The 23,053-nt window shown below is 58.0% G+C and carries 18 protein-coding genes; 2 read left to right on the plus strand and 16 right to left on the minus strand.

Translation table 11 applies throughout. The annotated features are described in order from the left end of the window. Positions 1-32: 32 nt before the first annotated feature. A complete protein-coding gene (locus ASD12_RS01010; RefSeq protein WP_056580854.1) occupies positions 33-2,021 on the minus strand; it encodes a nucleoside-diphosphate sugar epimerase/dehydratase in 1,989 nt (662 codons plus the stop codon). 392 nt (positions 2,022-2,413) lie between these two features. On the opposite strand from ASD12_RS01010, the gene ASD12_RS01015 reads away from it, so the two are divergent. Together ASD12_RS01015 and ASD12_RS01020 are read left to right on the plus strand one after the other, a co-directional pair. Beyond that, entirely contained in the window at positions 2,414-3,199 is a 786-nt protein-coding gene (locus ASD12_RS01015) for an ABC transporter permease (RefSeq protein ID WP_056580857.1), read from the plus strand. Continuing rightward, complete coding sequence (locus ASD12_RS01020; protein ID WP_056580860.1) at positions 3,199-3,948, plus strand: ABC transporter ATP-binding protein; 750 nt, start codon at positions 3,199-3,201, stop codon at positions 3,946-3,948. Before ASD12_RS01015 ends, ASD12_RS01020 begins: the two co-directional genes overlap by 1 nt. 534 nt (positions 3,949-4,482) lie before the next feature. On the opposite strand, the gene ASD12_RS01025 is transcribed toward ASD12_RS01020, so the two are convergent. The 15 genes from ASD12_RS01025 to ASD12_RS01095 form a co-directional block, all read right to left on the minus strand. Then, positions 4,483-5,241: a class I SAM-dependent methyltransferase gene (locus ASD12_RS01025; protein WP_056580863.1), complete on the minus strand. Its 759-nt coding sequence runs from the start codon at positions 5,239-5,241 to the stop codon at positions 4,483-4,485. A gap of 398 nt (positions 5,242-5,639) precedes the next feature. Beyond that, positions 5,640-6,221 (minus strand): methyltransferase domain-containing protein, encoded by a 582-nt coding sequence (locus ASD12_RS01030; protein ID WP_244482703.1) that lies wholly within the window; start codon positions 6,219-6,221, stop codon positions 5,640-5,642. Between the two features lie 196 nt (positions 6,222-6,417). After that, positions 6,418-7,578, minus strand: coding sequence for a polysaccharide pyruvyl transferase family protein (locus ASD12_RS01035; RefSeq protein ID WP_056580866.1), 1,161 nt, complete (start codon positions 7,576-7,578; stop codon positions 6,418-6,420). A 9-nt stretch (positions 7,579-7,587) separates the two neighbouring features. Beyond that, positions 7,588-12,222 (minus strand): glycoside hydrolase family 99-like domain-containing protein, encoded by a 4,635-nt coding sequence (locus tag ASD12_RS01040; RefSeq protein WP_156398523.1) that lies wholly within the window; start codon positions 12,220-12,222, stop codon positions 7,588-7,590. Continuing rightward, positions 12,219-13,127: a dTDP-4-dehydrorhamnose reductase gene (gene rfbD, locus ASD12_RS01050; protein WP_056580877.1), complete on the minus strand. Its 909-nt coding sequence runs from the start codon at positions 13,125-13,127 to the stop codon at positions 12,219-12,221. The genes ASD12_RS01040 and rfbD overlap by 4 nt, the downstream gene beginning before the upstream one ends. Then, complete coding sequence (gene rfbB / locus ASD12_RS01055) at positions 13,124-14,194, minus strand: dTDP-glucose 4,6-dehydratase (protein WP_056580880.1); 1,071 nt, start codon at positions 14,192-14,194, stop codon at positions 13,124-13,126. The genes rfbD and rfbB overlap by 4 nt, the downstream gene beginning before the upstream one ends. A 34-nt stretch (positions 14,195-14,228) precedes the next feature. After that, complete coding sequence (gene rfbC, locus ASD12_RS01060; protein WP_056580883.1) at positions 14,229-14,783, minus strand: dTDP-4-dehydrorhamnose 3,5-epimerase; 555 nt, start codon at positions 14,781-14,783, stop codon at positions 14,229-14,231. Further along, positions 14,784-15,665 carry a glucose-1-phosphate thymidylyltransferase RfbA gene (rfbA, locus tag ASD12_RS01065; RefSeq protein ID WP_056580886.1) on the minus strand — a complete coding sequence of 294 codons (882 nt, stop codon included), beginning with the start codon at positions 15,663-15,665 and terminating at the stop codon, positions 14,784-14,786. It lies immediately after the preceding gene. A 147-nt stretch (positions 15,666-15,812) separates the two neighbouring features. Continuing rightward, on the minus strand, positions 15,813-17,081 hold the full coding sequence (locus tag ASD12_RS01070) for an O-antigen ligase family protein (protein ID WP_244482704.1): 1,269 nt from the start codon (positions 17,079-17,081) through the stop codon (positions 15,813-15,815). Positions 17,082-17,140: 59 nt separating this feature from the next. Continuing rightward, a complete protein-coding gene (locus tag ASD12_RS01075; protein ID WP_056580892.1) occupies positions 17,141-18,400 on the minus strand; it encodes a tetratricopeptide repeat protein in 1,260 nt (419 codons plus the stop codon). Beyond that, complete coding sequence (locus ASD12_RS35105; RefSeq protein ID WP_244482705.1) at positions 18,288-19,247, minus strand: CpsD/CapB family tyrosine-protein kinase; 960 nt, start codon at positions 19,245-19,247, stop codon at positions 18,288-18,290. Before ASD12_RS35105 ends, ASD12_RS01075 begins: the two co-directional genes overlap by 113 nt. Beyond that, positions 19,183-20,652, minus strand: coding sequence for a GumC family protein (locus ASD12_RS35110; protein ID WP_244482706.1), 1,470 nt, complete (start codon positions 20,650-20,652; stop codon positions 19,183-19,185). The genes ASD12_RS35105 and ASD12_RS35110 overlap by 65 nt, the downstream gene beginning before the upstream one ends. A gap of 29 nt (positions 20,653-20,681) precedes the next feature. After that, positions 20,682-21,500: a polysaccharide biosynthesis/export family protein gene (locus ASD12_RS01085; RefSeq protein WP_244482707.1), complete on the minus strand. Its 819-nt coding sequence runs from the start codon at positions 21,498-21,500 to the stop codon at positions 20,682-20,684. A 103-nt stretch (positions 21,501-21,603) separates the two neighbouring features. After that, positions 21,604-21,924: a hypothetical protein gene (locus ASD12_RS01090; RefSeq protein WP_156398524.1), complete on the minus strand. Its 321-nt coding sequence runs from the start codon at positions 21,922-21,924 to the stop codon at positions 21,604-21,606. Positions 21,925-22,224: 300 nt separating this feature from the next. Further along, on the minus strand, positions 22,225-22,623 hold the full coding sequence (locus tag ASD12_RS01095) for a hypothetical protein (RefSeq protein WP_056580898.1): 399 nt from the start codon (positions 22,621-22,623) through the stop codon (positions 22,225-22,227). Positions 22,624-23,053: the final 430 nt, after the last annotated feature.

Genomic DNA, 23,053 nt, shown 5'->3' on the forward strand with positions numbered 1-23,053 from the left:
ATGCGCGGATCTTCCTTGCTAACGACCAAGATCTAGCTCGCCTGCCCGGCCGTTTTCGGGATCGCGCCCTGATGAATGCCCGCCCTGGCCTTCTTGGCGCGGTCGAGGCCCGCCAGCACGGCGAGCGCGGCAGCCTTGTCCTGGTTCCGCACCGACTGCCGCAGCACCGTGAGCGCAAGCTGGACATCCGACCATTCCACGACGTCCGTACTGAGGCCGAAAATCTTCGAAATGCCGAGTTCGACGAGCTCCTCATCTTCGCCATGCAGCGTTTCGTGGAGTTTTTCGCCGGGCCTTATGCCGGTGAACCGGATCGCGATGTCGGTGTATGGGCTCTTGCCGGCCATGCGGATCATCGTTTCGGCCACTTCAAGGATCGGCACCGGCTTGCCCATGTCGAGCATATAGACGGCATAATCTTCCCCGCTCCGCCGCGACGCGGCATCGGCCGCCGACATGATGACGAGATCGACGGCTTCGGCCACGGTCATGAAATAGCGTGTCATGCGCCGGTCAGTGATGGTGACGGGTCCTCCGGCCTCGATCTGCGCCTGGAATATCGTCGCCACAGAGCCATTGCTGCCGAAGACATTGCCGAACCGCACGGCTATGAACCTGGTGGCGGAGCGACGCTCGCCCGGCTCGCCCGCGGGCATTCCATGCAAGGCGCTGACGATCTGTTCGGCGGCCCGCTTTGTCGTGCCGAGCACCGATGTCGGATCCACCGCCTTGTCGCTCGATATCATGACGAATTGCGGAACCCCGCATTCGGCGGCGACCTCGGCGCAGACAAGCGTTCCGAAAATATTGGTCTGGATGGCCGAATCCCAGTTTTCCTCGAGCAGCGGAACGTGTTTGAGCGCCGCGGCATGAAAGATGATGTCGGGCCGGAATTCCGTGACGACACGCATTATCTGGCGCCGGTCCGCGACATCGACGATGCGGACCTTGAGACGGTCGTGGTCCTTCTCGTCGATATACTGGCTCAGCTGGAAGATGCCGAACTCGGAGTTGTCGGCGACCAGCACCGCCTCCGCTCCCAGCCGCAGCGACCGTTTGACCAGCATCCGGCCGATCGAGCCGGCGCCGCCTGTGACCAGGACACGTTTGCCGCCGACAAAGGCGCCGATGCGCTCGACATCGGACGCGACCGTCGGACGGCGCAGGATGGTTTCCATCTCGACGGTGTCGAGAACCAGCTTTCCGTGCTGTTCCAGTTCCGAAAGACCGGAGAACTGCACGACATTTATGCCGCCGTGCCGGGCGACGCGGACGAGTTCCGAATAGTCCTCGATCTCGTGCTCGGCGCCGCTGCCGAAAATCAGCAAATCCAGGCTTTTGGTGCCGCTCACATAGTCTTCCAGGACGTCGATCAGACGCGGCAGGGTCGCGACCACCGGAACGCCCTGGATCCGCGTGCCCAACGGCGCGCCGCGCTCGGTCGCCATGATGCCCGCGATGGAGTGGTCCGCCGGCTGTGCCGTGCGCGTGAAGCGAATGATCAGGTCGGCCTCGCCGAGCCGGCCGACGAACAACGCCCGCTTGGCCCGCGACTTGTCGGTCTTGCGGCTCAGAATGCCCCAACTCACGCCGTCACGCAGGAAGCGGTAGAACAGCCGGGGCGCCGATATGATCGTGAAGGAGACGAGGAAGAAGACGATGAACTGACGCTCGTTCAGCCCCTGCACGGGTTTGAAAGAACGGAGCAGCAGCGAGGCCAGGTAGAGAGTGAGCGTCAGGATCGCACAGCTCTTCAGGATGTTGAAAAAGTCGGGCGTCGAGGCAAAGCGCCATACCGTGGTGTAGAGGCCACAATATCTGAACAGCAAATGGCTGATGAGGACGACGCATGCCCAGGTTGCCAGCCCCTCGTCGGAGAGTGCCGCGAACGAAAGATCCGACCGCGAAAGCACGAGGCTGAGCGCAACGGCGACCAGGACCATGACCACGTCCTGGACCATGATGAAGGCGCGCCGCATCTGCGGCCTGAGCCGGAACACAGCTTCCAGGTAAGAATTCATCGGGCGGCACTAGACTCCAGGCTCAAGGGCATGAACACCTGCAAAGTGCGAACACGAAGATACTTCGTGGCCGATCACCTTATCAGTGCCATCCCCGGCCCCCGCCTTGTTGTATCGCATACTGCGGGCGTGACGTCATAGCCAGTTGTTTTTTGAAGCGCGATCATCATTCGCGGGCGATTGCCGCCAGGTCCGCATTAGATCGTGCTACTAAAGGGGCAACGCGGCATCGGCATGTGTCCAGTTTTGCCGCAGTTGACTCTGCTACCGACCTCGTTACGACGCAATGCGTTGCCATATGCCCGCCGAAATGGATATTAGAGACGGGCTTGGTGGTTCGCTATGGCGGCGAAGGATAATGCGCCAGAACAACGGATTGCGATACTCCACCTATGATTGCGGTACTAACCGGCGCTCTTGACGATATCTCCAAGGCCATGAGGTTGCACCGGGTCTGGGTTGCGCTTGCCCATGAGGACATCGGCGACCAGCACAGACGCACGACGCTCGGTCCCATCTGGCTGTTGATCAACTACCTCGCTTTTGCAGGCACCTTCGTCGTCATCTTCGGCGAAAATCGCTCGGTGCCGCATTTTGCCGCTTACGTGGCGACCGGGTTACTGGTCTGGCTTTATTTCATGGAAGTGATCACCCTGAGTGTGACCCTCTTTGCTCGCGAGGAGAGTTTCATCAAGGGGACAACACTTCCACTGACCATCTATGTCATGCGCCTCACCATGCAATCGGTAATCCGCGCAGGCTACGCCTTGGTCGGCTGCCTAGCCATCCTCCTGCTCGTGCGCACGCCGCTCACTGTTGACTGGCTCTGGTCAGGGTTAGCGCTCATCATGATCATGATAGTGACGCCGGCGGTGATCCTGGTCTTTGCCGTGGCTGGTGCATTCTTCCCCGATTTGAGCTTCATCGTTCAGAACCTTATGCGCATCGGCACGTTCATCACTCCGGTGTTCTGGATTGGCCCGGGCCAAGGCATCCGTGGCGAGTTCTATCGCTGGAACCCCTTCACCTATTTCCTGGAAATCGTACGCCTGCCGGTGATAGACGCTGAATTCCCGGCCACCGCTTTCGGCATTTGCACGATAATGATCGTCTTACTGTGGGTATTGGCTGTGCTGCTTTTGGGCAGATGTCGAAAGAAGATCGTGTTCGTGCTCTGATGGTTTCAATTCACGCCGAAAATCTGGGCCTCAGCTACAAGGTCCGCCAGAAGATGACGCTAGGCCTGCGGGACAGGCGCGTACTGGCGGGTGGACGCATCGAGGGTATGGGCCGCGACCGCCACGTGACGGCGCTAGATCGCGTGAGCTTCTCGCTCGAAGCAGGTGATCGACTCGGTCTTGTGGGCGCCAACGGCGCAGGCAAGACCACACTTCTCAAAGTGCTCTACGGTATTTACGTGCCGACAAAAGGCAGGGTCGCAATCGAAGGTCGAGTCGATGCGCTGTTCAACATCGGGCTGGGTTTCCGCCCAGAGGCTACCGGGCGGCGCAACATCGAGTTGCGCGGCCTCATCAATGGCTGGAGCCCGGATGAGATCAAGGTACGCATGGATGAGATCATCGTATTCAGCGAGCTCGGCGATTTCATAGACCTGCCGTTCAAGTCCTACAGCCAGGGCATGGCAGCACGGCTGGCCTTTTCCATCGCTACCAGCTTCGAACCCGAGATCTTGCTGATGGACGAATGGATCGGTGCCGGCGACCCGAATTTTCAGGACAAGGCACGGCAGCGCATGAACGAGATGGCCGAGAAGGCCGGGATCATCGTGCTGGCGAGTCATAACCACGGACTGCTGAAGAAGACTTGCAACAAGATTTTGGAATTGCATGAATCCAGGCTACGCACATTTTGCAGTGCTGAAGAATGGTTCGGAAAGCAAGCCAGCTCCGACGAAAGCCGTTTGTAGGTCGTACGGCAGCTGCGAATGGTTTCTAAGAAAGATCGAGTTCAGCATGTTTAAGCACACATTGCCCTTATTGTCGGAAGCGGAACGCGCCGCAGCGTTGGGGGATTAGCGCGGCGCTTGCGATGGCGATTTTGTGGTTCCATCTTACTTTGCTTGCAAAGCTTGATCCGCCGACCCATCTGAGCTTCGCGGTGGTATTGAAGGCGAAGCGTACGGCGACATCTCTTGCGAGATAGATTTTTGGGCGGGGATTGTTGGAGAATAGTGGGACGTCGACCCATTCCAAGTGTCGGTAAACCCTCCAGCTAGCAAGATTCCGCAGGCCGGACCTCTCCAAACCGACCTGACCTACATGATGTCAGAGATAGAGGCTGAAGCTGGCGTTCCCGAGCGTCTTTACTGCCCGGTTTACGAATCATTTTGCCGGGTACAAGCAAACCCCAACTACACCCTGGCCAGCGCTGCTGCCCGCTACGTCGGTTCCTAGACCAGATAACCGGCTTCTTCGATCGCCATGTTCGAATACACCGTGGTTTAGCGTTTCGTCCAAGCGCCAACATCGTGGATGTTCGCCCACCCGGCTTCGCTATAGCCGACCAAGCGAGCGTCAGCGTGTCGTTTGCCTAACGCCACCACGCGTTCTACCGATGTAAGCGAAAGTCCCCATTCGCTCATGCCGACTTGGCCGGCGGCATTTGGGTATGGCCAATAGCCGATCCCTGTCTGATCGTAATCCTCCAGCATTTTTGCCTGGCTGGTGGCTTGGGCCGGATTGTTCTTGCTGATCTCGTATGAGGTGTGGCCCCGGAAGGTTGCGATCAGCATCCCACCGCGCCCCAGCGCCGCAAAGAGCTTGTCGAACAAAATTTGCATTCTCTCGTAATCCAAATGGGTGAAGACGGAGCCGACCCAGATTAGATCCATGCCACCTGGTATCTTGATGTCAGAAGGGTGCTCTGACGAAAGCACCGCATCTCCTCCGAACTCGCGGGCGCAAAACTCGATACAACTCGGATCGATATCGCAGAAGGTTATATTGGCGCTTGGGAACAGTGACCGGATATAGCGAGCACCGCGACCATGGCCGCATCCGAAATCCATGATGTTGTAAATAGCCTCTTTCCGAGCGATAGCCAAGTTTGAGACAATAACCTTCAATACGCTCTCGCCGACAATGTCGTAGTCATCAAGGAACGGATTGCCTTTAAACATTCCATCATCAGGGTGGATCGTCGGAATGACGCCGCGCTGCCTGTAACCCTGCCACATCGCTGCCAATTTATCGATCTGCATACAACGCTCGCTCCTGACAAAACCCACGGCTTAGCTAGACGATTTGGTGACTAAGCGCAACGTAGAGAGCTTCGTGCCAGTCACTCCCGCTCGCGACTGCGAGCACATCAGATCGATGTACTGACCCGATACGGAGTCACCCACGTAGCCTTGGCAATTGCTTCTGCCGAACGGTCCATAATCGGGGAGATGCCGCAAATTCCGTAGGCGTGTAAATTTCTGCTTCTCGCCCACCCGACCCAACTCGTCCGGCCGCTGGCTTAATGCGTCACCCGTGTCCCTCGGCCTTTGGCAGGCTCCCCTGCCTAAGCGAGACTTTCACCGGTCCCCATGCCTTCGCGGATTCAACATCGGCGCCGGACGTCACCTCGGCACGCTTTACGACTTTGCAACCGCGCTCAATTAGCGGAGGGCTTACGCGCCAAATATACTTCGGTGAATTCTCCTATAATTCCGTGCTTGTGGTCGTGAAATCGGCAAACCTCGACGTCCATCCCTGACCATTGACGGGTCAGTTCCGCAAGATCGTAACCATAGTGGAATGTTACCAGCGAACCCGCATCACTCACCGGATTTCCATGGTATTCAGCCTCGGCAATATATTCGATTGATCCATCTGCCTTATATAGCGCGCGACGCTCACTACTCACCTTTCCCTTGTAAGTGGGAACCGTAAAAAGATAAGCGCCGTTAGGTCTCAGCGTCCGAGCAATCTCTTTTGTCACGATTTCCGGCATGTTGACGTGCTCCATGACATCCAGCGTCACGACAAGATCAAAACTTGCGTCAGCGAAGGTCTGCGCCTCCAGGTTCTCGTTTCGAAAGCCCTTGATAAGCGAGCCCGGACGTTCCCCCGGAAAGTACTGCGACTCGACATACCGGGTGCATTCTCGCTTCAACTTGGGAGAAATCCCTCGAGCGGTCGGGGAGGATTCGTGAACGGAGAGTTCGCGCCAATTGGGAACGTATCGCTTCAGCATAAGAGCTAACGCTCGCTCTCGTGGAATCGACCCGCATTTGGAACACAGCAGGTGATCGCGGTACCAATCGTATTTGGCAGAGAAATCAACGTGAGCCTCACAAATCGGGCAATATCCAGCGCCCTTATAGACTAGTCTATGATCAGTATTCATAAAGATCACCATTTGATTCGCAAGTCACTGCAAGATACAAGCCTCAGCTGGCGCGAACAGACGATGAATCATCGGCGGCGCCCACTTGAAGTTTTCCCAAGTTGTGATCCAAGCCGTTTTCCGAAAGAAAATCAGCGAAACGGTCGTATAGAATGCTGTAGTTTTGTTCGAACGCTTCGTAATCTCCTGCTCGTGCGATTTCTTTGACGTCGACATACTCTATGTCTTCGACTGAAATATGCGGAATTCTCATAAATTCCGTCATCTCGGTTGTTCTAGAGTCATGAGTTATTATGGTTGCCGGCACTCCATTTGTCAGAGCGATCAAATTTCCATGGAACCGTGACCCGAACGAATAATCAAAAGCAGATATGTATTCGTCCCACCGCGCAAGATCAAAGAACAGTCTACCGTTTTCTTTTATATGAGTCACAAAATCGGATGGAGAAACATCCATTCTCATGCTCCTTATTATAGCCTTGGCACGCTCTAAATTGGTCTCCTCTCCGTCGCTGGATAGCAGTATTTGCATTTCCGGATTTTCGTTCTGTAAGACGTAACAATATCCTTCAGCAATCGACAATTTGAGAAGGTCCGCTTCGATACGACGGGCTGCCTCCGGATTGGCTGAATGTGAAAAGACGTTTCGGGACCCGTTCATGGAAACCTTGAGTGGGCCGCTCGTGTCCGGTCGCTTGATTTTCAGGTCGCGCTTCAGCGTTCGATACAGACTCGGGCATCCGGTTACCCTGACGTTTCTTATTCCAAAGTCGTTCATGACTTCCGCGGTGAAATTCCCTCGCACGCCCACGATCTTGCTGCGATCGGAAATGATTCGGAGAAAGCGCTTGCTGCCCTCGGGGATATTCGTAACCCTATCGCCCATAGCTGGCGCTTGCGCACCGAGACCGACGACCAAGCATGGGAGCTTAGTCGCTTCAATATAGTCCGCCAGATAACCTAAATCGAAATTCTTAAAAATGAAATTCGCAGCTGAAACCACTATGATGTCAAAGCGTTCATCGACCTCTTGTGCAGAACGTGACATCCCATACTCGAATTCATCGAAGCGAAGTTCCTCAAAAAGGGATTGCCCTATCAGTAGGTTGCCAGTGTTAGCCCCGGTGGCGGCGAATCTCTGCTCAAATGTAAGCTTGGGGTCGGGATGTGGAGCAATTCTAGCTCCCAAGAAAAGAATTCTCACCAAGATCTCCTAGGCGGGTTGCGTATTCGTGTGAGTATTCAGATAATCGTCCAATCGGGACCGTTCGCGCGTCGAAAGACCGAATTGCCGATAGAGTTCGTGCGCGTAAACCTTCGCGCTCTTGAGGGCAGCGGCGCCAAGATTGTGGCGACTTATCGTCTCGGCCTGTACCCTGACAATCTCTTGAAGAAGCCTGACATCGAAACTCCCTACGGTCACGCTTGATTGGTGCCGGCGGTGAGAATTGAGCGAGCGTGGCGAAAAAGCGATGGCGCCATCCTCAAGCACACGCAGATACGCAACCCAGTCGCCAGCGTTTCGGAACGACATGATCTCTTCGCCATAGTTGCCCAACGCATTCCGAAGCGCCCCTTTTCGGAATAGAACGCCACTGACGTTCGGGATGGTGTTTTTGAGGTAAAGCGCCTCGGCGATTTCCTGGCGGCCATCCACGACATAGGGTTTCGTCCAACGAGATCGGTCGATATCGGCCACATAGTCGAGATAGTGTTCAGACAGGACGTGGCCGGTGCTGTCTATCTGGCGCGACTGGCAATAGCTCATCACGACATGGTCGCGCTCGAAGGCTGGCAGCAGTTCGGCGAGGAAGTCGGGATCGGCGAGGTCGTCTGCTTCCGCGATCCAGACGTAGTCGCCGCGCGCTATTTCGACCCCGCGCATCCACTGGCGAAATACCGAGCCTGAATTCTCTGCGTTCACGACCAGTCGGCACGGAATGTCGCAATCGTCCAGGAATTGCTCGATGACCTCGACGCTTTCATCTGTCGAAGCATCATCAAGCACAATTAGCTCATACGGCCGCACTGTCTGATCGGCGATCGAACTCAGCCGTGCGCTCAGATATCGCGCGTAATTGTAATTCGGCACGACGACGGACACTCTAGGCAACGGCCTTTCGGCGTAAGCCAGCAAGTCGTGCAGGTAATGGCTGAAGCTGAATTCCTGGCGGACAATATCACGGCCAACGCCTGCCAGATGCCGGGCGCTGTCCGGATTATCGATCAAGCTGCCGATGGCCCTGGCCATCTCATCGGTATCGAATGCCGGCACAAGAATTCCGCAATCACGCTTCAGCAAGTCCTGGAAACCGCCAGCCCCTTCGAACGCAACGACCGGTATTGCAGCATCAAGCGCTTCAAGCACCACCGAGGGGAATGGATCCTCACGCGAGGTCAAGGCGTAGATATCTGCTGCGAAATAGTATTCCTGTGGATTTTCCACCAATCCCACAAAGGCAAAGCGGTGCTCGAGTCCCGCGTCCCTCACCCGCTGCATTTGCCTAGCGTGCAAGCTGTGATCGACATGGCCAACCCAGACAGCAACCGCATCCGGCTTGGACCTCATCACATTGAGGCAAACATCGACGAAAAGATCGAGGCCCTTTCGATGATCGGCATAGCCCGCACACAAGATAATGTAGGCATTTGTCGATAGCTGCAATTTCGCGCGGACAGCCTCGCGGACCCGTTGGCGATCATCAGCATGGTATGGCATGCGCAAATAGAGGCCCTGTGGTCTAACCACCGACTGGCCAACCGACCGGCCAACAAAGCCCTCGAATCCGGCCTTGACCATCTCGGCTGGAAAAACAACCTTGTCGGCGCTCTCGGCAATGGCCGCGGCGGCATCAGCAAGGCCGTAAGACGCCAATATTCCGGGCAACTCGTGGACGAGGCACACCGTACGGAACCCCGCGAGCTTCAGCAGCGGGATGAGCTTTCCGGATACGGTGGTGTTCACGATAGCCACCTCGGCACCGGTGTTCCTGACGGCGATCAGACGATTCAATGCATCGGCATCACCTCGCTCAGGCACGTTGATCCGGTGCACGGTCGCTGTGTCGGCGAAACGACCGAGCAACGGCCCATCACCCAGCACAATGAGATCGGGCTCAAAACCAAGTTGCTTGAATCCCTTGGCCAAATTGAGAGCCAGCAATTGTGCACCGTGCGGATGAGCGTCGTGGGAAACGATTGCTATCCGGGGCTTGGATTTCCTATTAGCCGCCTCCAAAGCGTCACGGGTCGCTTGCAGGTAGGCGTGGCCGTTTTCGCTATCGGGCTCCAGATGGGCGCCTTCCGCCCATTCGTTCCAGGCGTTGACGAAAACCAACCGTTCTGATGGCTCCTTGACATGGGCCAGAGTGTCTTCAATCGCATTATCCAGCCATCTGCGGTAGAGCGCAGGGGTGTTGTTGACGAACACAGTGCCGCCACGCTTGCGGCGTGCGGTGTTGTCCCAGCCAGGGCAAACCGAACGGAAAAGCTTGTATCTGCGAGATGAATAGTTCTCGCTGCGTTGCGGAAAGACCGACCAGTCATAGACGGTCGTGGCAAAATCCTCATGCAGCGGCGTCACTGTATGCGTGACGTTTGGCGGCGCGGAATTGTTCGGCGGAAATTCCACGGCGGCATCGAACCCGTAGCGGTCGGGGGCGGCGGCTTCGAAAGACTGGGTGTAGGCCAGGAAAATCTCGCCAATGCCGTTCTCCCGGCACCATGTCCGCCAACGCCGTGCTGTTTCGGCTGATGCCGGGAGCAGGCTTGGACGATAGACGAGCAGCAGCGGCTTGCCGTCGATGCGGATATAGCGAGGGTCGCGAAGATAGGGCGCAACCTCGGCGATGAAAGCGAGATCGTCCTGGGGGGAATGGTCCTGGGCGATCAGGATCTCCTGGTCCATCCCGTCCCAGCGACGCGACCAATTCTCATTGGCCCAGCAGACACAGAATGGCATGTCCAGGCTCTTGTCCTCGAGCCAGTTCTCAAGCGGCTTTTCCAAGAGCCGCTTGCCTGCGAACCAATAAAAATAGAAGCAGAAGCCTTCAACGCCATAGAGCCTTGCCAATTCGATCTGGCGGTGTTGTACGGCGGTATCGCGCAAGTCATAATAGCCGAGCGCATCCGGCACATGCGGCTGGTGGTGGCCGACAAATTGCGGCTCCGCGGGCCTGACATTGGTCCATTCGGTGAAGCCCTGCCCCCACCATTCATCGTTTTCAGGGATCGGATGGAATTGCGGCAGGTAGAACGCGATGACACGCACCGGCTTTTGGAGCAGCGGTGGCGCATCGAGAAGTGGCACATAGACGGGTTCGGGCGCAAAGATAGGACCGGAGCTGACCAGCGCCCCGCGCAGGACCATTCCGCTGTCGCCGATGGGCGCATCCGGCGCCTCCATGCTTCTCCAGGCGCGATAAGCATTCGTGACGCCAAACAGCGAAGGGAAGGTCGAAAATGCCACTCTCTTCACCTTCCGCTTGACGTCGACAGGCAGCGGCAGATTGTGCCAGCAAGCGTAAGCGCCGCGAGTTACCAAGCGGCGAGCCCTCATGCGCGCATTGCCGATCGCGCGGACGCGGTTCCTGATCCCGCGCAACGACCCGGTCAGTCGCCAGGAGGTGCTGGCGTAGACGGCATCGAGAACACCATGCAGACGGACTTCCTCCGAGCGCGCGGCGTCGCGATCCGCAAGCAGCGCGCTCATTTTCGCTTGCGCTATCGATAGTTCGTCTTGCAAGATTTGAATCTTTTCAGCCCTCGCGATAGCCAGAGCCCCTGTCTGCGCGATCTCGTCGTCGCGATTCCCAATCCGCTCGCGCATGTCGGCGATCTCGTCGTCGCGATTCCTAATCCGCTCGCGCATGTCGGCAATCTCGTTGGAAAAAGCCTCGATGCGCGCCCCTTGGCGTGTCGCCAACTCCCTGTTGGTTTCAATCTCCTGTTCCATGGTCGTCGACGTCAACGACCATGGGTTTCCGGTTTGATCGGTCGCCTTGCTATCCGTTCCGTCGAGAGTAACCACGCTTCCATCGGCGAGCGCAACCAGGCCGTGCACGCTGCGCGCGCCCAGGATGTTTTCCGAAATTGGCCGCTTCGTTACAACGCAAAGCGAGTTCAAGAACTCGACGGAATGAACCGACGCGAGAGAAGCTTCATCGAATGCAACCTTGTCCCTGTCCGCGAAAGTGGCCAAGGCATCGACTCGACGACGATCCAGCCCCCAATGCTCATGGTTGACCACATCAAGCAGGCGCTTGAAGAACGACATCGAGGAAAGGGGATCGTAGAGACCGCCCTCGAATTCCTGCCAGTAACTGCAATGCAGATCTTCGGCTATATACATTCCCCCTTCGGAAAGGTGGGGGAAATATCTGGCGAACGAGCGTATTATGTCCGATGACAGGTGCGATCCGTCATCAATTATGATGTCGAATTTTTCGAATCTCGCAACAATATTACGCTCTACTTCATCGGTATTGGCATCACCTACGACAATCCCAATCCTTTTGTCATCGAAAACCAGGTTTCCGCAAGCCAGATTGATGTCACAGCCGAGAATAAGCTCCGCATTCGGAAAATATTTCCGCCATATTTCCAGTGAACCGCCGTTCTGAACTCCGATTTCAAGAATCCGAACCGGCTTGTTTCGGTATGCTGAAAAAATATAGTCATACGTGCTGAGATAGATCGACCATTTATCCGACACTTTGCCGCGATGCGCATTGTACAAGTCACGAAGTGAAACGTCGCGCTTTCCAGGCCGTGCGGCTTTCGTCTTGGCGCGCGCCTTCGGCGCCACCGCGTCAGCAGGCAGGTTTTCGGATGATGGACGCTTGCTCATGCGGTCATTGCCTGTTTCGTCCCACCGATGAGGAGCCGGCGCACCACCGCTTCCGTCGATTGCCGCCACTCCGGCGCATTCCACCCAAACGCCGTGGCGAATTTCGCGCTCGATAGCCGGGAATTGGCGGGGCGGCGCGCCTTGGTCGGGTAGTCCATCGTGGCAATGTCCCGTACCCGCGCCCAGGGACCACCAGACACGCGGCTTGTGTCCAGGATATGACGGGCAAAGCCGCTCCAGTTGGCCTCGCCCGTGCCGGCCAGATGATAGACGCCAAACGCAGGGAAGTTCTTGTCGTCGTGCAGCATCGTCGCCGCATGCAGGATTGCGTCGGCGATATCAAGCGCCGAGGTGGGATTTCCCCACTGATCGGCCACCACCGCGATCTCGTCGCGGTCGGCGGCGAGCCGCAGCATGGTCTTCACGAAATTCCGGCCGAACGGGCTGTAGACCCATGCCGTGCGCAGGATCAGATGGCGCGGATTGGCCGATGCCACCGCCTGTTCGCCGGCAAGCTTGGAGGCGCCGTAAACGCCGGCCGGCGCGGTCGCGTCGGTCTCGACATAGGCGCCGGCAGCGCTGCCGTCGAAGACATAGTCGGTCGAAAGATGGATGACGGGAACGCCAAGCCGCCTTGCTGCTTGCGCCACCTTGCCGGCGCCGACGGCGTTCACCGCGAATGCCAGGTCGGGCTCGTCCTCGGCCTGGTCGACCGCCGTGTAGGCGGCGGCCGAGACGACGATGTCGGGCTTCGCGGCCGCAATGGCCTCGATCACCGTGTCGGGTCTCGCCAAATCGAGTTCCGGACGGCCGATGGCGATGATTTCGACGCCGGCGCGCGCCTGGCCGGCCTCCACAAGGCTTGCCGCGACCTGGCCCTCGCGCCCGGTGACAACGAGCCTCACGCCACCCCCTTGCGCGCTTCGCCCAGCCGTTCACCGGCATAGCCCTGTTCGCGGATCGGCCCCCACCACCATTTGTTGTCGAGAAACCAGTCGACGGTCTTGGCCAGGCCGCTGTCGAAATTCTCCCTGGGCGCCCAGCCCAGGTCGCGGCCAATCTTGGATGCATCGATGGCATAGCGGCGGTCATGGCCGGGGCGGTCGGTGACGAAGGAGATCAGGTCGCGATGGCTCCTGCCGCCTGGCCTGGGCCGCCTGATGTCGAGCAGATCGCAGATCGTCTCGACGACGCCCAGGTTCGTCCGCTCGCAATTGCCGCCGACATTGTAGCTTTCGCCCGGCTGCCCCCTGGTCGCGACCAGTTCCAGCGCGCGCGCGTGATCCTCGACGAACAGCCAGTCGCGCACATTGGCGCCGGCGCCGTAGACCGGCAGCTGCTTTTCATCGAGCGCGTTGAGGATGACCAGCGGGATCAGCTTTTCGGGAAAATGATAGGGTCCGTAATTGTTCGAGCAATTGGAAAGCACGACCGGCAGGCCATAGGTTTCGTGCCAGGCCCGCACCAGATGGTCCGAGGCCGCCTTCGAGGCGGAATAGGGCGACGACGGCGCATAGGGCGTTTCCTCGACGAACATGCCGCCGTCGAAAGGAAGATCGCCGAACACCTCGTCGGTCGAGACGTGATGAAAGCGGAAGCGGCTCTTCCTGTCCTCGGGCAGGCCGCGCCAGTATTCCAGCGCGGCATTGAGCATCTTGTAGGTGCCGACGATGTTGGTCTCGATGAACGTGCCCGGCCCGTCGATCGAGCGATCGACATGGCTCTCGGCGGCGAGGTTCATGACGATGTCGATATCGTCCCGGCGCAGGATGTCGAGCACCGCCCGCTCGTCGCGGATATCGGCCTGGGCGAAGCGGTAATTGTGCGCATTCTCGATCGGCCGCAGCGAGGCCAGGTTTCCCGCATAGGTCAGCTTGTCGAGATTGGTCACCCGGTAGGCCGGGTTGGCGCACAGATGCCGGCACACCGCCGAACCGATGAAGCCGGCACCGCCCGTCACCAGAAAATTCATGCCGCTGTCCTCACTCTACACCTTTGGCAATCCATCAGGCAAACACCTCGGCGGCGGCCAGCAGCGGCGCCTTGAGGTCCTTGTCCGAAAGCTGGAACCCGCCGGCCAAGGGCGGCCATTCGATGCCGATGGCGGGATCGTCGAAGCGGATCGAGCGGTCATGCTCCTGTGAATAAGTGTCGGTGACCTTGTACAGGACCTCGGTGTCGGGCACGAGCGTGACGAAGCCGTGCGCGAAGCCCTTTGGCACCAGGATCTGGTTGCCCTTTTCGGCCGACACTTCGAGAGCGACCCATTTTCCGAAGGTCTTAGAGCCGCGGCGAATGTCGACCGCGACGTCGAGAACGCTGCCCCGGATGACGCGCAACAGCTTGTCCTGCGCCCGCGGCGCAAGCTGATAGTGAAGCCCGCGCAAGACACCCACTGCCGCGGAATAGGAATGATTGTCCTGCACGAAAGCCAAGTCGATGCCGGCCTGCGCGAAGCGCTCGGCATTGTAGGTTTCGACGAAGAAGCCGCGCGCGTCGCCATGCCGCTTCGGAACGATTTCCAGCACGCCATCGATGCCAAGGGACCTGACTTCCAACAGCTAGCCCTCCGACAGGTCGACGACACGCCGGCGCAGATAGGCGGCATACTCATTCTTGCCCAGGCGATCGGCGCGCCGCAGGACCTGGTCCGCCGTCAGCCAAGCCTGTTCAAAGGCGATTTCTTCGGGACAGGCGACCTTGATGCCCTGGCGATGCTCGATGGTGCGCACGAACGAGGAGGCCTCATGCAGGCTGTCCTGCGTGCCGGTGTCGAGCCAGGCATAGCCGCGCCCCAGCCGGTGCACATGCAACTGGCCACGCTCGAGGTAGACATTGTTGACCGCCGTGATCTCGAGTTCGCCGCGCGCCGAGGGCCGGATGGCGGGGGCGATGTCGACGACGTCGTTGTCATAGAAATAGAGACCGGTGACAGCCCAGTTGGATTTCGGGTTCTGCGGCTTTTCCTCGATGGTCAGCGCCGTTCCGGTGGCCTTGTCGAAGGAGACGACACCGTAACGCTGGGGATCCTCGACATGATAGGCGAACACCGAAGCACCCTTTTCGCGCGAGGCCGCGTCGCGGCAAAGCTGCGACAGCCCATCGCCGAAATAGATGTTGTCGCCGAGGATCATCGACACGCTGTCCTTGCCGATGAAATCGCGGCCGATGATAAAGGCTTCCGCAAGGCCGTTGGGTTGCGGCTGCTCGGCATAGGACAGGTCGAGCCCGAACTCCGATCCATCGCCAAGCAGATCGCGAAAAACCGGCAGATCACGCGGCGTTGAAATGACCAGAATCTCGCGGATACCCGCGAGCATCAAAACGCTCAGCGGATAATAGATCATCGGCTTGTCGTATATCGGCAGAATCTGCTTAGAGATTGCTAATGTTAGCGGATAAAGACGCGTTCCACTGCCTCCAGCAAGGATAATTCCTTTCAAGAAGCTCTCCTTGACATGCCTAAGCCCCCCGGCCCGAGCAGTCCGTGCTTAGGTTCCATGCAATGGCTTGTCAATCTCGGGATTCGACAAACGACCGGACCACGTCCGGCGCCAATCCATCGCCAATTCCAGGCGACCCCACTGCTCTTATCTTGCCAGAGCCGACGGCCTGACGGGAACAAGGAGATTGTCATGACGGGCCGCGGTCGACTCGCCCCGTTGGCTCAACCGTTCAGCAAAGCCCTTGTGAAGGATAATGCCATTCATATACGCAAAAGCCATCGCAAGCGCCGCTGTTCGCAAGGGATAATCAACCAGAGAATGAACGAGAAGAAACGACACTGAGAGGAACGCCGCTTTCTGAAGCGGATCTCGCCGGCCCCCAACAGATGATGCAAAAAGCAATATCAGGTAAACTGCGATCAGAAAAACAACAGGCGCCCCACCCTCAAGTGCCAATTCCAGATAGTCGTTATGAGCGTGATTCACGTAGGGCTTGAAGATCATCTCTCCCTTTTCGTAAATCTGATAGACCTTCTGAAAACTGCCGAAACCCACTCCTGTCGGCCAATTCTGTTCAATTCCCGCAATCGTCGTGCGGGCAAATTCAGCTCGCCCAAAGGCCGGATCAACCACCTCCGCATCGATCTTGGTCCACGCGCCTATCGTGTAGAGCGAAAGACCGATGAAGACAGCAAGGATGCCATAACCGCCTAGCCTGGAGCGAGCAGACAGAAAGACGACCGCTATTATCGTGATCGCCAAGCCTATCAGAATACCGGCGCGCGAACCCGCGGCCAGAAGCAGCAGCAACAGCGACATCAACCCCAGCGATCCGGACAGAAGGTGCCCGCGGAACAGACCGTAGTAGACGACGAAGGGAATGGAGACGAATAGCAAAGCTGAAAAATGATTCTGGTTGGCAAACAGCCCCGCGTTTATCGTGAACGGCAACAACCCCTCTATGGCAACGGTGTCGGAGAGTGAATACTGGATCGCCGCGGCCAATCCGTTGCAGATGACACCCATAAAGAAGAAGGGCAGAAGGCCGTAGACCTGATCCGGGCGCAGGCGGGTGACGCCCAGGAAAAATGCCGCCGCCGCCGCGAAATACAACAGACACTCGATCGTGCGCCCCACGCCAACACTGACGAAGCGCAGCTCGGTCTCGCCGGCGAGCCACGGGGTCGCGAGCAGAACTTCAGGCCGCAATCCGCTCAACAGGGCCGCGGGCATCGGCACGATCTGAAAACAGAACACGGCAAGGGCAAGGGCAAGCAGCCACAGAGCCGAACGGGGAATGCCCTGCCCCGATGGCCTTGAAAAGACGGCCGCGGCCGAAACAATCGCCGCAATCTCGATCAGCGTTTCGGTATAAAGGCCACTCGCCGTGCCGCCGCCAATCAGCACCGACACGAAAAGAACCGACCCAAGCAGATACTTTTCCCACTCCGTGGACCGGGTTGACCGCTCTCTCAAGATGAAACTCTTTCGATGCTCAGCTTGTGCATGACCAACGTGCCGACGTATCGAAATCGCCAGCTCTCAGCGATAGCGGCTGTTTCCAGTCGCAGCAATTGCATGGGACACGCGCTTGCTCCGATCGCGAAATCCAGGCTCAAATCCTGCCGGTTGAATGTGCCTTCCGGGATGTTGAACCGGACTATCTCGCTTGCCGGATCCGCGCATCTGATGGACCAGAACAGCTGCTTTGGCAGCTTCAGGTTTCTCGCGGAGGCGATCAGGGAAATCCTGTAGGAGCCGGGAGGCAATTCGACATATTGCTGGAGCGCGGCGTTCTTCACCGGCGTGTTCAAAAATCGAACGGTCGCTCCGCTGTCGCTTTCGCCGACCTCGCGCGACCCGGCAAAGGTAATTTCCAGACCGGACCGATCGTGAACCTGCCAATCGAACGGCTTGCCGCTGCGGACCGGCTCAAAGCCGCCGTTGAAAATGTATCCGCCCAGCGTCCGCTCCTGATCGGACAGGCTGAAAAGGAACAGCCGATAGGCCGGCTCGTATTCCTTTTGCCTGATGTAGCCGTTGATCACGGCAGACAGTTCCTTCGATGTCGGTGGTGAACTCGATCCGGCAAGGTCAAGCAACAGTTGGTTTGCGGCGCGCAGGCCCCGCGGATCCTGACCAAGGGCGGAGAAAAGATTGGACCTCCACGGTGCCTCGATCCTTAAGGCTGCCAGGACAGCCCGATATCCGTCTGGATTTGAAAGAATGGCCGGCATGCCCGCCGCGATGACTGGAAAACGGTCCGGCCACCGGCGCAGCAAGGTGTCGATCTCGCCGACGGCCTTTGACAGATCACCTACCCCGATCGAACGGTCGATCGATCTCTGAAGCGCATGGATTTCGGTCTTGGACAGCTTTCGAGCCTGATCGAAAAATTCAAAAGCCTCGTCTATCTCGCCTTGCCGGTACTTGATCTCGCCGATCAGGCTGTAGAGCCGGGCATCCCCGACATTGAAGTGAAGCGCGCCCCTCGCCTTGGCAGCCAAAACGTCAAGATCAGGACGGCTGCCTGTTTTGTTCAACTCACCGGTAATGTCACCTATCAAGGCATCTATGTTCAACGGATCGAGCGCAAGCGAGACGGCCGGAGTTCCGGCCTCAAGGAGCCGACTTAGCCCGATCGACGAAGCCGCCAACAGCAGAACGGAGGCGACGAACCAAACGCCTGAACGCCGGAGATTTTGCGTGAGCGGGCTGGCCTGCTCCGTCATCGACTTTGCCCTCAATTTTCGGGGTACTCGCGCCGTAGTCGTAGTACTGGTAGTTCATGTATTTGTAGGCGTAGTTGTAATCGAACGTGTTGACCGCAAATTTCGACATCGCCGCTCCGATCACATTCGCACCGGCTGCGCGCAGACGCTTGACCGCCGTCTTGGCTGATTTGCGCGTGACCTGGTTGGTGGAAACGACCATCAACGTGCCTTCGGCAAGCCGGCTGAGGATTGGTGCATCGGAAAGACCGACGACCGGTGGGGCGTCGATGATGACCAGATCGAAGCGTTTGCCGAGATTGGTCAAGACCAGCGCCATCTTCTGCGAAGATAGCAGGTCGGCCGGATTCGGCGGAATCGTTCCGGACGTCAGCACGGTGACATTGGCGTATTTCGTCGGCCTGAAAATGCCCGCCAGATCGTCCTTGCGAACGGTATTTGTCAGCAGGTTGCTCAGCCCGATCGCATTGTCGAGGCCAAACAGCCGATGCAGGTTGGGTTTGCGAAGGTCGCCATCGACAAGCAGAACCCTTGCGCCGAGCGCCGCGAAATCCTGGCCAAGCTTGAACGAGGTGGTCGACTTGCCTTCCGACGGTTCCGAGCTGGTCACCAGCAGCGATCGCGGCGCGCCCTCCGCACCGGAGAACTGCAGCGATGTTCGCAGTGAACGATAGGCCTCGGAGAGCCCGGACTTCTGATCGGCGATGCTGCCTATGAGTTCGCGGTCATCGACAAGCGGCAAGATGCCGAGCATCGACAGCCCCAGCTCTTTCTCGATCTGCTCAGGGTTGGTGAAGGTGTTGTTCAGCAACTCGATGATGTAGATGATCGATGCAGCCAAGGCCATGAAAAGCGCCAGAGCGATTGCAAGATTGATGCTCAGGCGCTGTGGGCAACGAAGCGAAATCGACAATCGCGGCGCTTTGCGTCTTGAGCTCCGAGCTAACCCCGACTTCATTCAGCTTTGTGATGAGGCTGTCATACTGTGACCGGTTGGAATCGACCTCACGCTTCAGGATCGTGTATTTGATATTCTTGTCGTTGAAGACGACCTGCTGCCTCTCCATCTCCGCGAGCTTGGATTTGAGATCGGCCTCCTTGTTCTGCGCTTCCTGGTATTTCAGCCGCAACGAATCGGTTATCGCCAGCACGCCGTTGTTGTAGAGCCGCTGCAGTTCCTTGATCTGCGATTGCAGCTGCTGCATTTCCGGATAACCAGGCTTCAGAATACCCAGTTTCTGCTGATACTGGCTGGTCAGATCCGCCAACTTTTCGCTGAGCTTCTGCAGACCTTCGCTTTCCAGAACCGGACCGAGGCTCGACCCGCGGCCCTTTTCTATCTGATCCACCATCCGCCCCGCATCAAGGCGCTCCTGGATTGCCGTGGCCAGTGCGGTGTTCAGGGCTTCGATGTTCGAGCCGATCAGTGATTTGTCGTCGCCCGTAACCGTAATGCCGGCATCTTTTGCATAGGCGACCAATTCCTCCTCGGAGGTCTGCAGCTTTTGCTTCACCTGCAAAACCTGCTCCTGGATGAACTGCCTTGCCAGATCAGAGGTCTCGCTGGTCTGGTCCAGGCGCTGATCGATAAAGCTCTGCGCCACCTGATTGGCTACATCGCTTGCATATTTCGGCTTTTGGTCGACAAAGGTGATCGACAGCAGGCTTGTGTTGGTGACCAGATTGACCGTCAGGTCTTCGAGGATACGTTTGATGGCAATTGCCTCACGCTCTTCGGGTGTCTTCTCCTCGATGGAAGGCGACTTGGACATCCCGAACGCTCGGTAGACAATGTTGCTCAGCGAAAAGCTCGGCGTCGGAAACAGGAAATCCGGCTTTTCGCCAAGCCCCAGCTGGAACACCACGCGCTGAGCCAGCGCCCGGCTCCTCAGCTTCTCACGCGCGGTCAGGAAGGCCCTGACATCGCTGGTTTCGGAAACAACCTCAATGTCTTGAAAGACCTTCGCCGAAGGGACCAGAACTTCGAGCTGCGTCGTTGCCTGATATTTTGGTGTCTGCATCATCGTCACGATGACGCCGGCAACAAGCCCGGCGGCTGCCATCATGACGATCAGCCAGCGGTATTGGACAATGTAGAAAAGCAGCTTGAGCGGATTGAACCCCTCATCCTGGCCGGCATAGTCGCGACCATAGGGGCCGTAGTTTTGCGGCACGTCGTAATAGAGGTCCGCAGACAGGGCCTGGCCATGTCCGGGTCCGGTAAATTGGGGCTGCCTGTTACGATCGAGCATGCGCGAGGTGATCCAGGGGTTGTCCGTGTCTACGGAATGACCGCAATGCGGGCAGCGCTAGAGGCGATGCCCAGAGCATCCTTCAAATTGTTCATCGCGATTTTCGACTTCGAAGCAAAGACGACGACCACGTCGCCGCCATAGATGCGCGGGTTGCGATTCTTGCCGGCGCGGATTTCCTCTACATTGTAGTTTGCGACCAGCTTGTTTTGGCCGACATTGCGATAGACGAAGACCTTGCCGGCATCACCAACCGGATTGAAGCCCCCGGCAAGGGCGATCGCATCCAGCAAGGAAGCGCTGCTGGACACCGGATAAATGCCAGCCTTGTTGACTTCACCATCGACCGTGATGCGCTGGCCAATCGATTCCTTGACGAAAATCGTCACATCAGGCGATTGCAGATATTTTTCGCCATAGGCGGTCTCGATTTCCTTCTCGAGCTGGCGAACGGTCTTCCCGGCCGCAGCCATCGCCCCAATCAGCGGAAGCGAAATCTGCCCGCCCGCGTCGACCTGAACGGTTCTGTTCAAATTGTCGACCTGGAACACGCTGACCTCGAGCACATCGTTGGCAGACAAAGGCTGCTCGCTGCCATTCTGGGTGTTCTGCGGCGCAGGCAGATCCTTCACCACCTGCAGCGTGCCGCCGCCAGAAGGAGCAGTTGAAGACGCCGCCAGTTGCAGCGCATCGACAGAACTGGTGGATGACTTCGATGTCGACGCTGTGCTCGCGCAAGCAGATATCGCCAGAGATGCGAGCAACGCCGGCACGGTGCCCGCATGACTTCTTGCAAGATCGAAGAAAAAGCCCATCAAAAAGCCCATCACAGAATACAGGTCGATCATTGGCGTTTCTGGCTGCCGCAAGCCTCGTCTCGACAAAACACAAATGCGTCACCCGCATGATGGCAAATGACGCGTTCACAAAACAGCGGATGTCGGATCCCGACTACCGGCTGACGGCGTCGTCGTCATCCTGCAGGCCGACAACAAGTGCCGCGGCACCACCAACCGCGCCGCCACCCAAGAGAATCGGCAGCATGCCAGGCTCCGAGTCGGCAGGCACGACCGTCGCAGCTGGCGTATCGAGCGAAACACACATGCCGCCTTCGACAGGATCGATCTTAACCGTGACATTGGCCGGAATATCGAACGCGCAATTGGTCCCGACAGCCAGCGAAGCGGACGCCTGCGCCCCCGTCATGATGCGCGCGCCCGAATACACCGGCGCCTCAGAGCCCACCCCCGCATAGCCGTCGGCCTGGGACATCTGAACATCACCATAGACCTGCGTAAGGCGGCCGACCGCGGCGCCGGGCGCAGGCATAGCCGCGAGGCAGGAGCAGTTCCCTGCCGACTGGGCGAAAGCGTCAGACCCAACAAACAGGACGCCCCCTGCGGCGAGTGCAACACAAGCGAACGCAGCCCCGAACTGATGACGACCCGTCATTTTTACCCCACCCACACCTGCAACCCGCCCTCGTGGGGCAAATCACACCCCGGCCCGATGCCAGTCAATCCAGTTCGGGCAAACCCACCATCATAGCGTCAAACGCCGCTGCCATCTCCGTCAGCAGCTGACGCCGTTGTCGTCGTCCTGCGTCGCCGCGAGCACGCCAGTCGTCAAAAGTGCGCCGTCGAAAATCGCTTCCGGCGGACCGAACCCACCGCCACCACCAGACGGCTGGATGGCCGCCGTCTGCTCGGAGCCAACAAGCTTGAGGCAAATGTTGTTTCCGACGCGGGAAATATCGAGACTCGAACTGACCGGCACATCCAGCTTGCAGCCGCCAACCAGGACAGAAGCCGCGCCGTTGGCGCCAACCACCACGCGGCTGCCGAAATCGAGCGCATTCCAGCCTTGGCCGGGCCACAGCCAGCCGACTGCGACACCATCACGTCGCCGTTTGCTGATCGGATTGATCCAGTCGGGTTTGCCGGGCCTTGATAGGCGGTCGCGCAGCTGCACGAGGCGTCCTGGGCGAACGATAAAACTGGACCGAACCCGAGTAACGCAACAAATACAGCAAGCACAGCTTTAACCACAAGCTTCATCTGTCTTTGATCCCCTCTTGCTGCGCCACCTTCGGACGCACCAATTCAAAGATAGTAAAACAATGCGTACCAGTTTTCTGCCACGATTCCAACCCGTTTCGCGCGCGAGGCGATCTAACCTGGTGCGTGCCTGTCCGAGCACAGTACTTTAGCCAAATCGCATGAATAATTTTGACTACCTGTCACAGGTTTCTTGTTGTCGGGCAAAAAAATGAAATTTCCTTTCCGCGGTGACTGACTCGATACGGTTTGATCGAAGCCGAGCGCGCCAAACGGATTTTCGCAAAAAATCGCCTAATGCATTGAATTAACAGTATATTTTTGCTTTAACCTTCGTGATGGCA

Origin of the sequence: Mesorhizobium sp. Root102 (genome assembly GCF_001425625.1) — a bacterium.
Classification (GTDB): domain Bacteria; phylum Pseudomonadota; class Alphaproteobacteria; order Rhizobiales; family Rhizobiaceae; genus Mesorhizobium.

Coding starts and splice junctions, on each gene's coding strand:
- ASD12_RS01010 (WP_056580854.1), bottom strand. CDS start 2,021: ATGAATTCTTACCTGGAAGCTGTGTTCCGGCTCAGGCCGCAGATGCGG.
- ASD12_RS01015 (WP_056580857.1), top strand. CDS start 2,414: ATGATTGCGGTACTAACCGGCGCTCTTGACGATATCTCCAAGGCCATG.
- ASD12_RS01020 (WP_056580860.1), top strand. CDS start 3,199: ATGGTTTCAATTCACGCCGAAAATCTGGGCCTCAGCTACAAGGTCCGC.
- ASD12_RS01025 (WP_056580863.1), bottom strand. CDS start 5,241: ATGCAGATCGATAAATTGGCAGCGATGTGGCAGGGTTACAGGCAGCGC.
- ASD12_RS01030 (WP_244482703.1), bottom strand. CDS start 6,221: ATGCTGAAGCGATACGTTCCCAATTGGCGCGAACTCTCCGTTCACGAA.
- ASD12_RS01040 (WP_156398523.1), bottom strand. CDS start 12,222: ATGAGCAAGCGTCCATCATCCGAAAACCTGCCTGCTGACGCGGTGGCG.
- rfbB (WP_056580880.1), bottom strand. CDS start 14,194: ATGAATTTTCTGGTGACGGGCGGTGCCGGCTTCATCGGTTCGGCGGTG.
- ASD12_RS01075 (WP_056580892.1), bottom strand. CDS start 18,400: ATGACGGAGCAGGCCAGCCCGCTCACGCAAAATCTCCGGCGTTCAGGC.
- ASD12_RS35105 (WP_244482705.1), bottom strand. CDS start 19,247: ATGGCCTTGGCTGCATCGATCATCTACATCATCGAGTTGCTGAACAAC.
- ASD12_RS35110 (WP_244482706.1), bottom strand. CDS start 20,652: ATGCTCGATCGTAACAGGCAGCCCCAATTTACCGGACCCGGACATGGC.
- ASD12_RS01085 (WP_244482707.1), bottom strand. CDS start 21,500: ATGATCGACCTGTATTCTGTGATGGGCTTTTTGATGGGCTTTTTCTTC.
- ASD12_RS01090 (WP_156398524.1), bottom strand. CDS start 21,924: ATGTCCCAGGCCGACGGCTATGCGGGGGTGGGCTCTGAGGCGCCGGTG.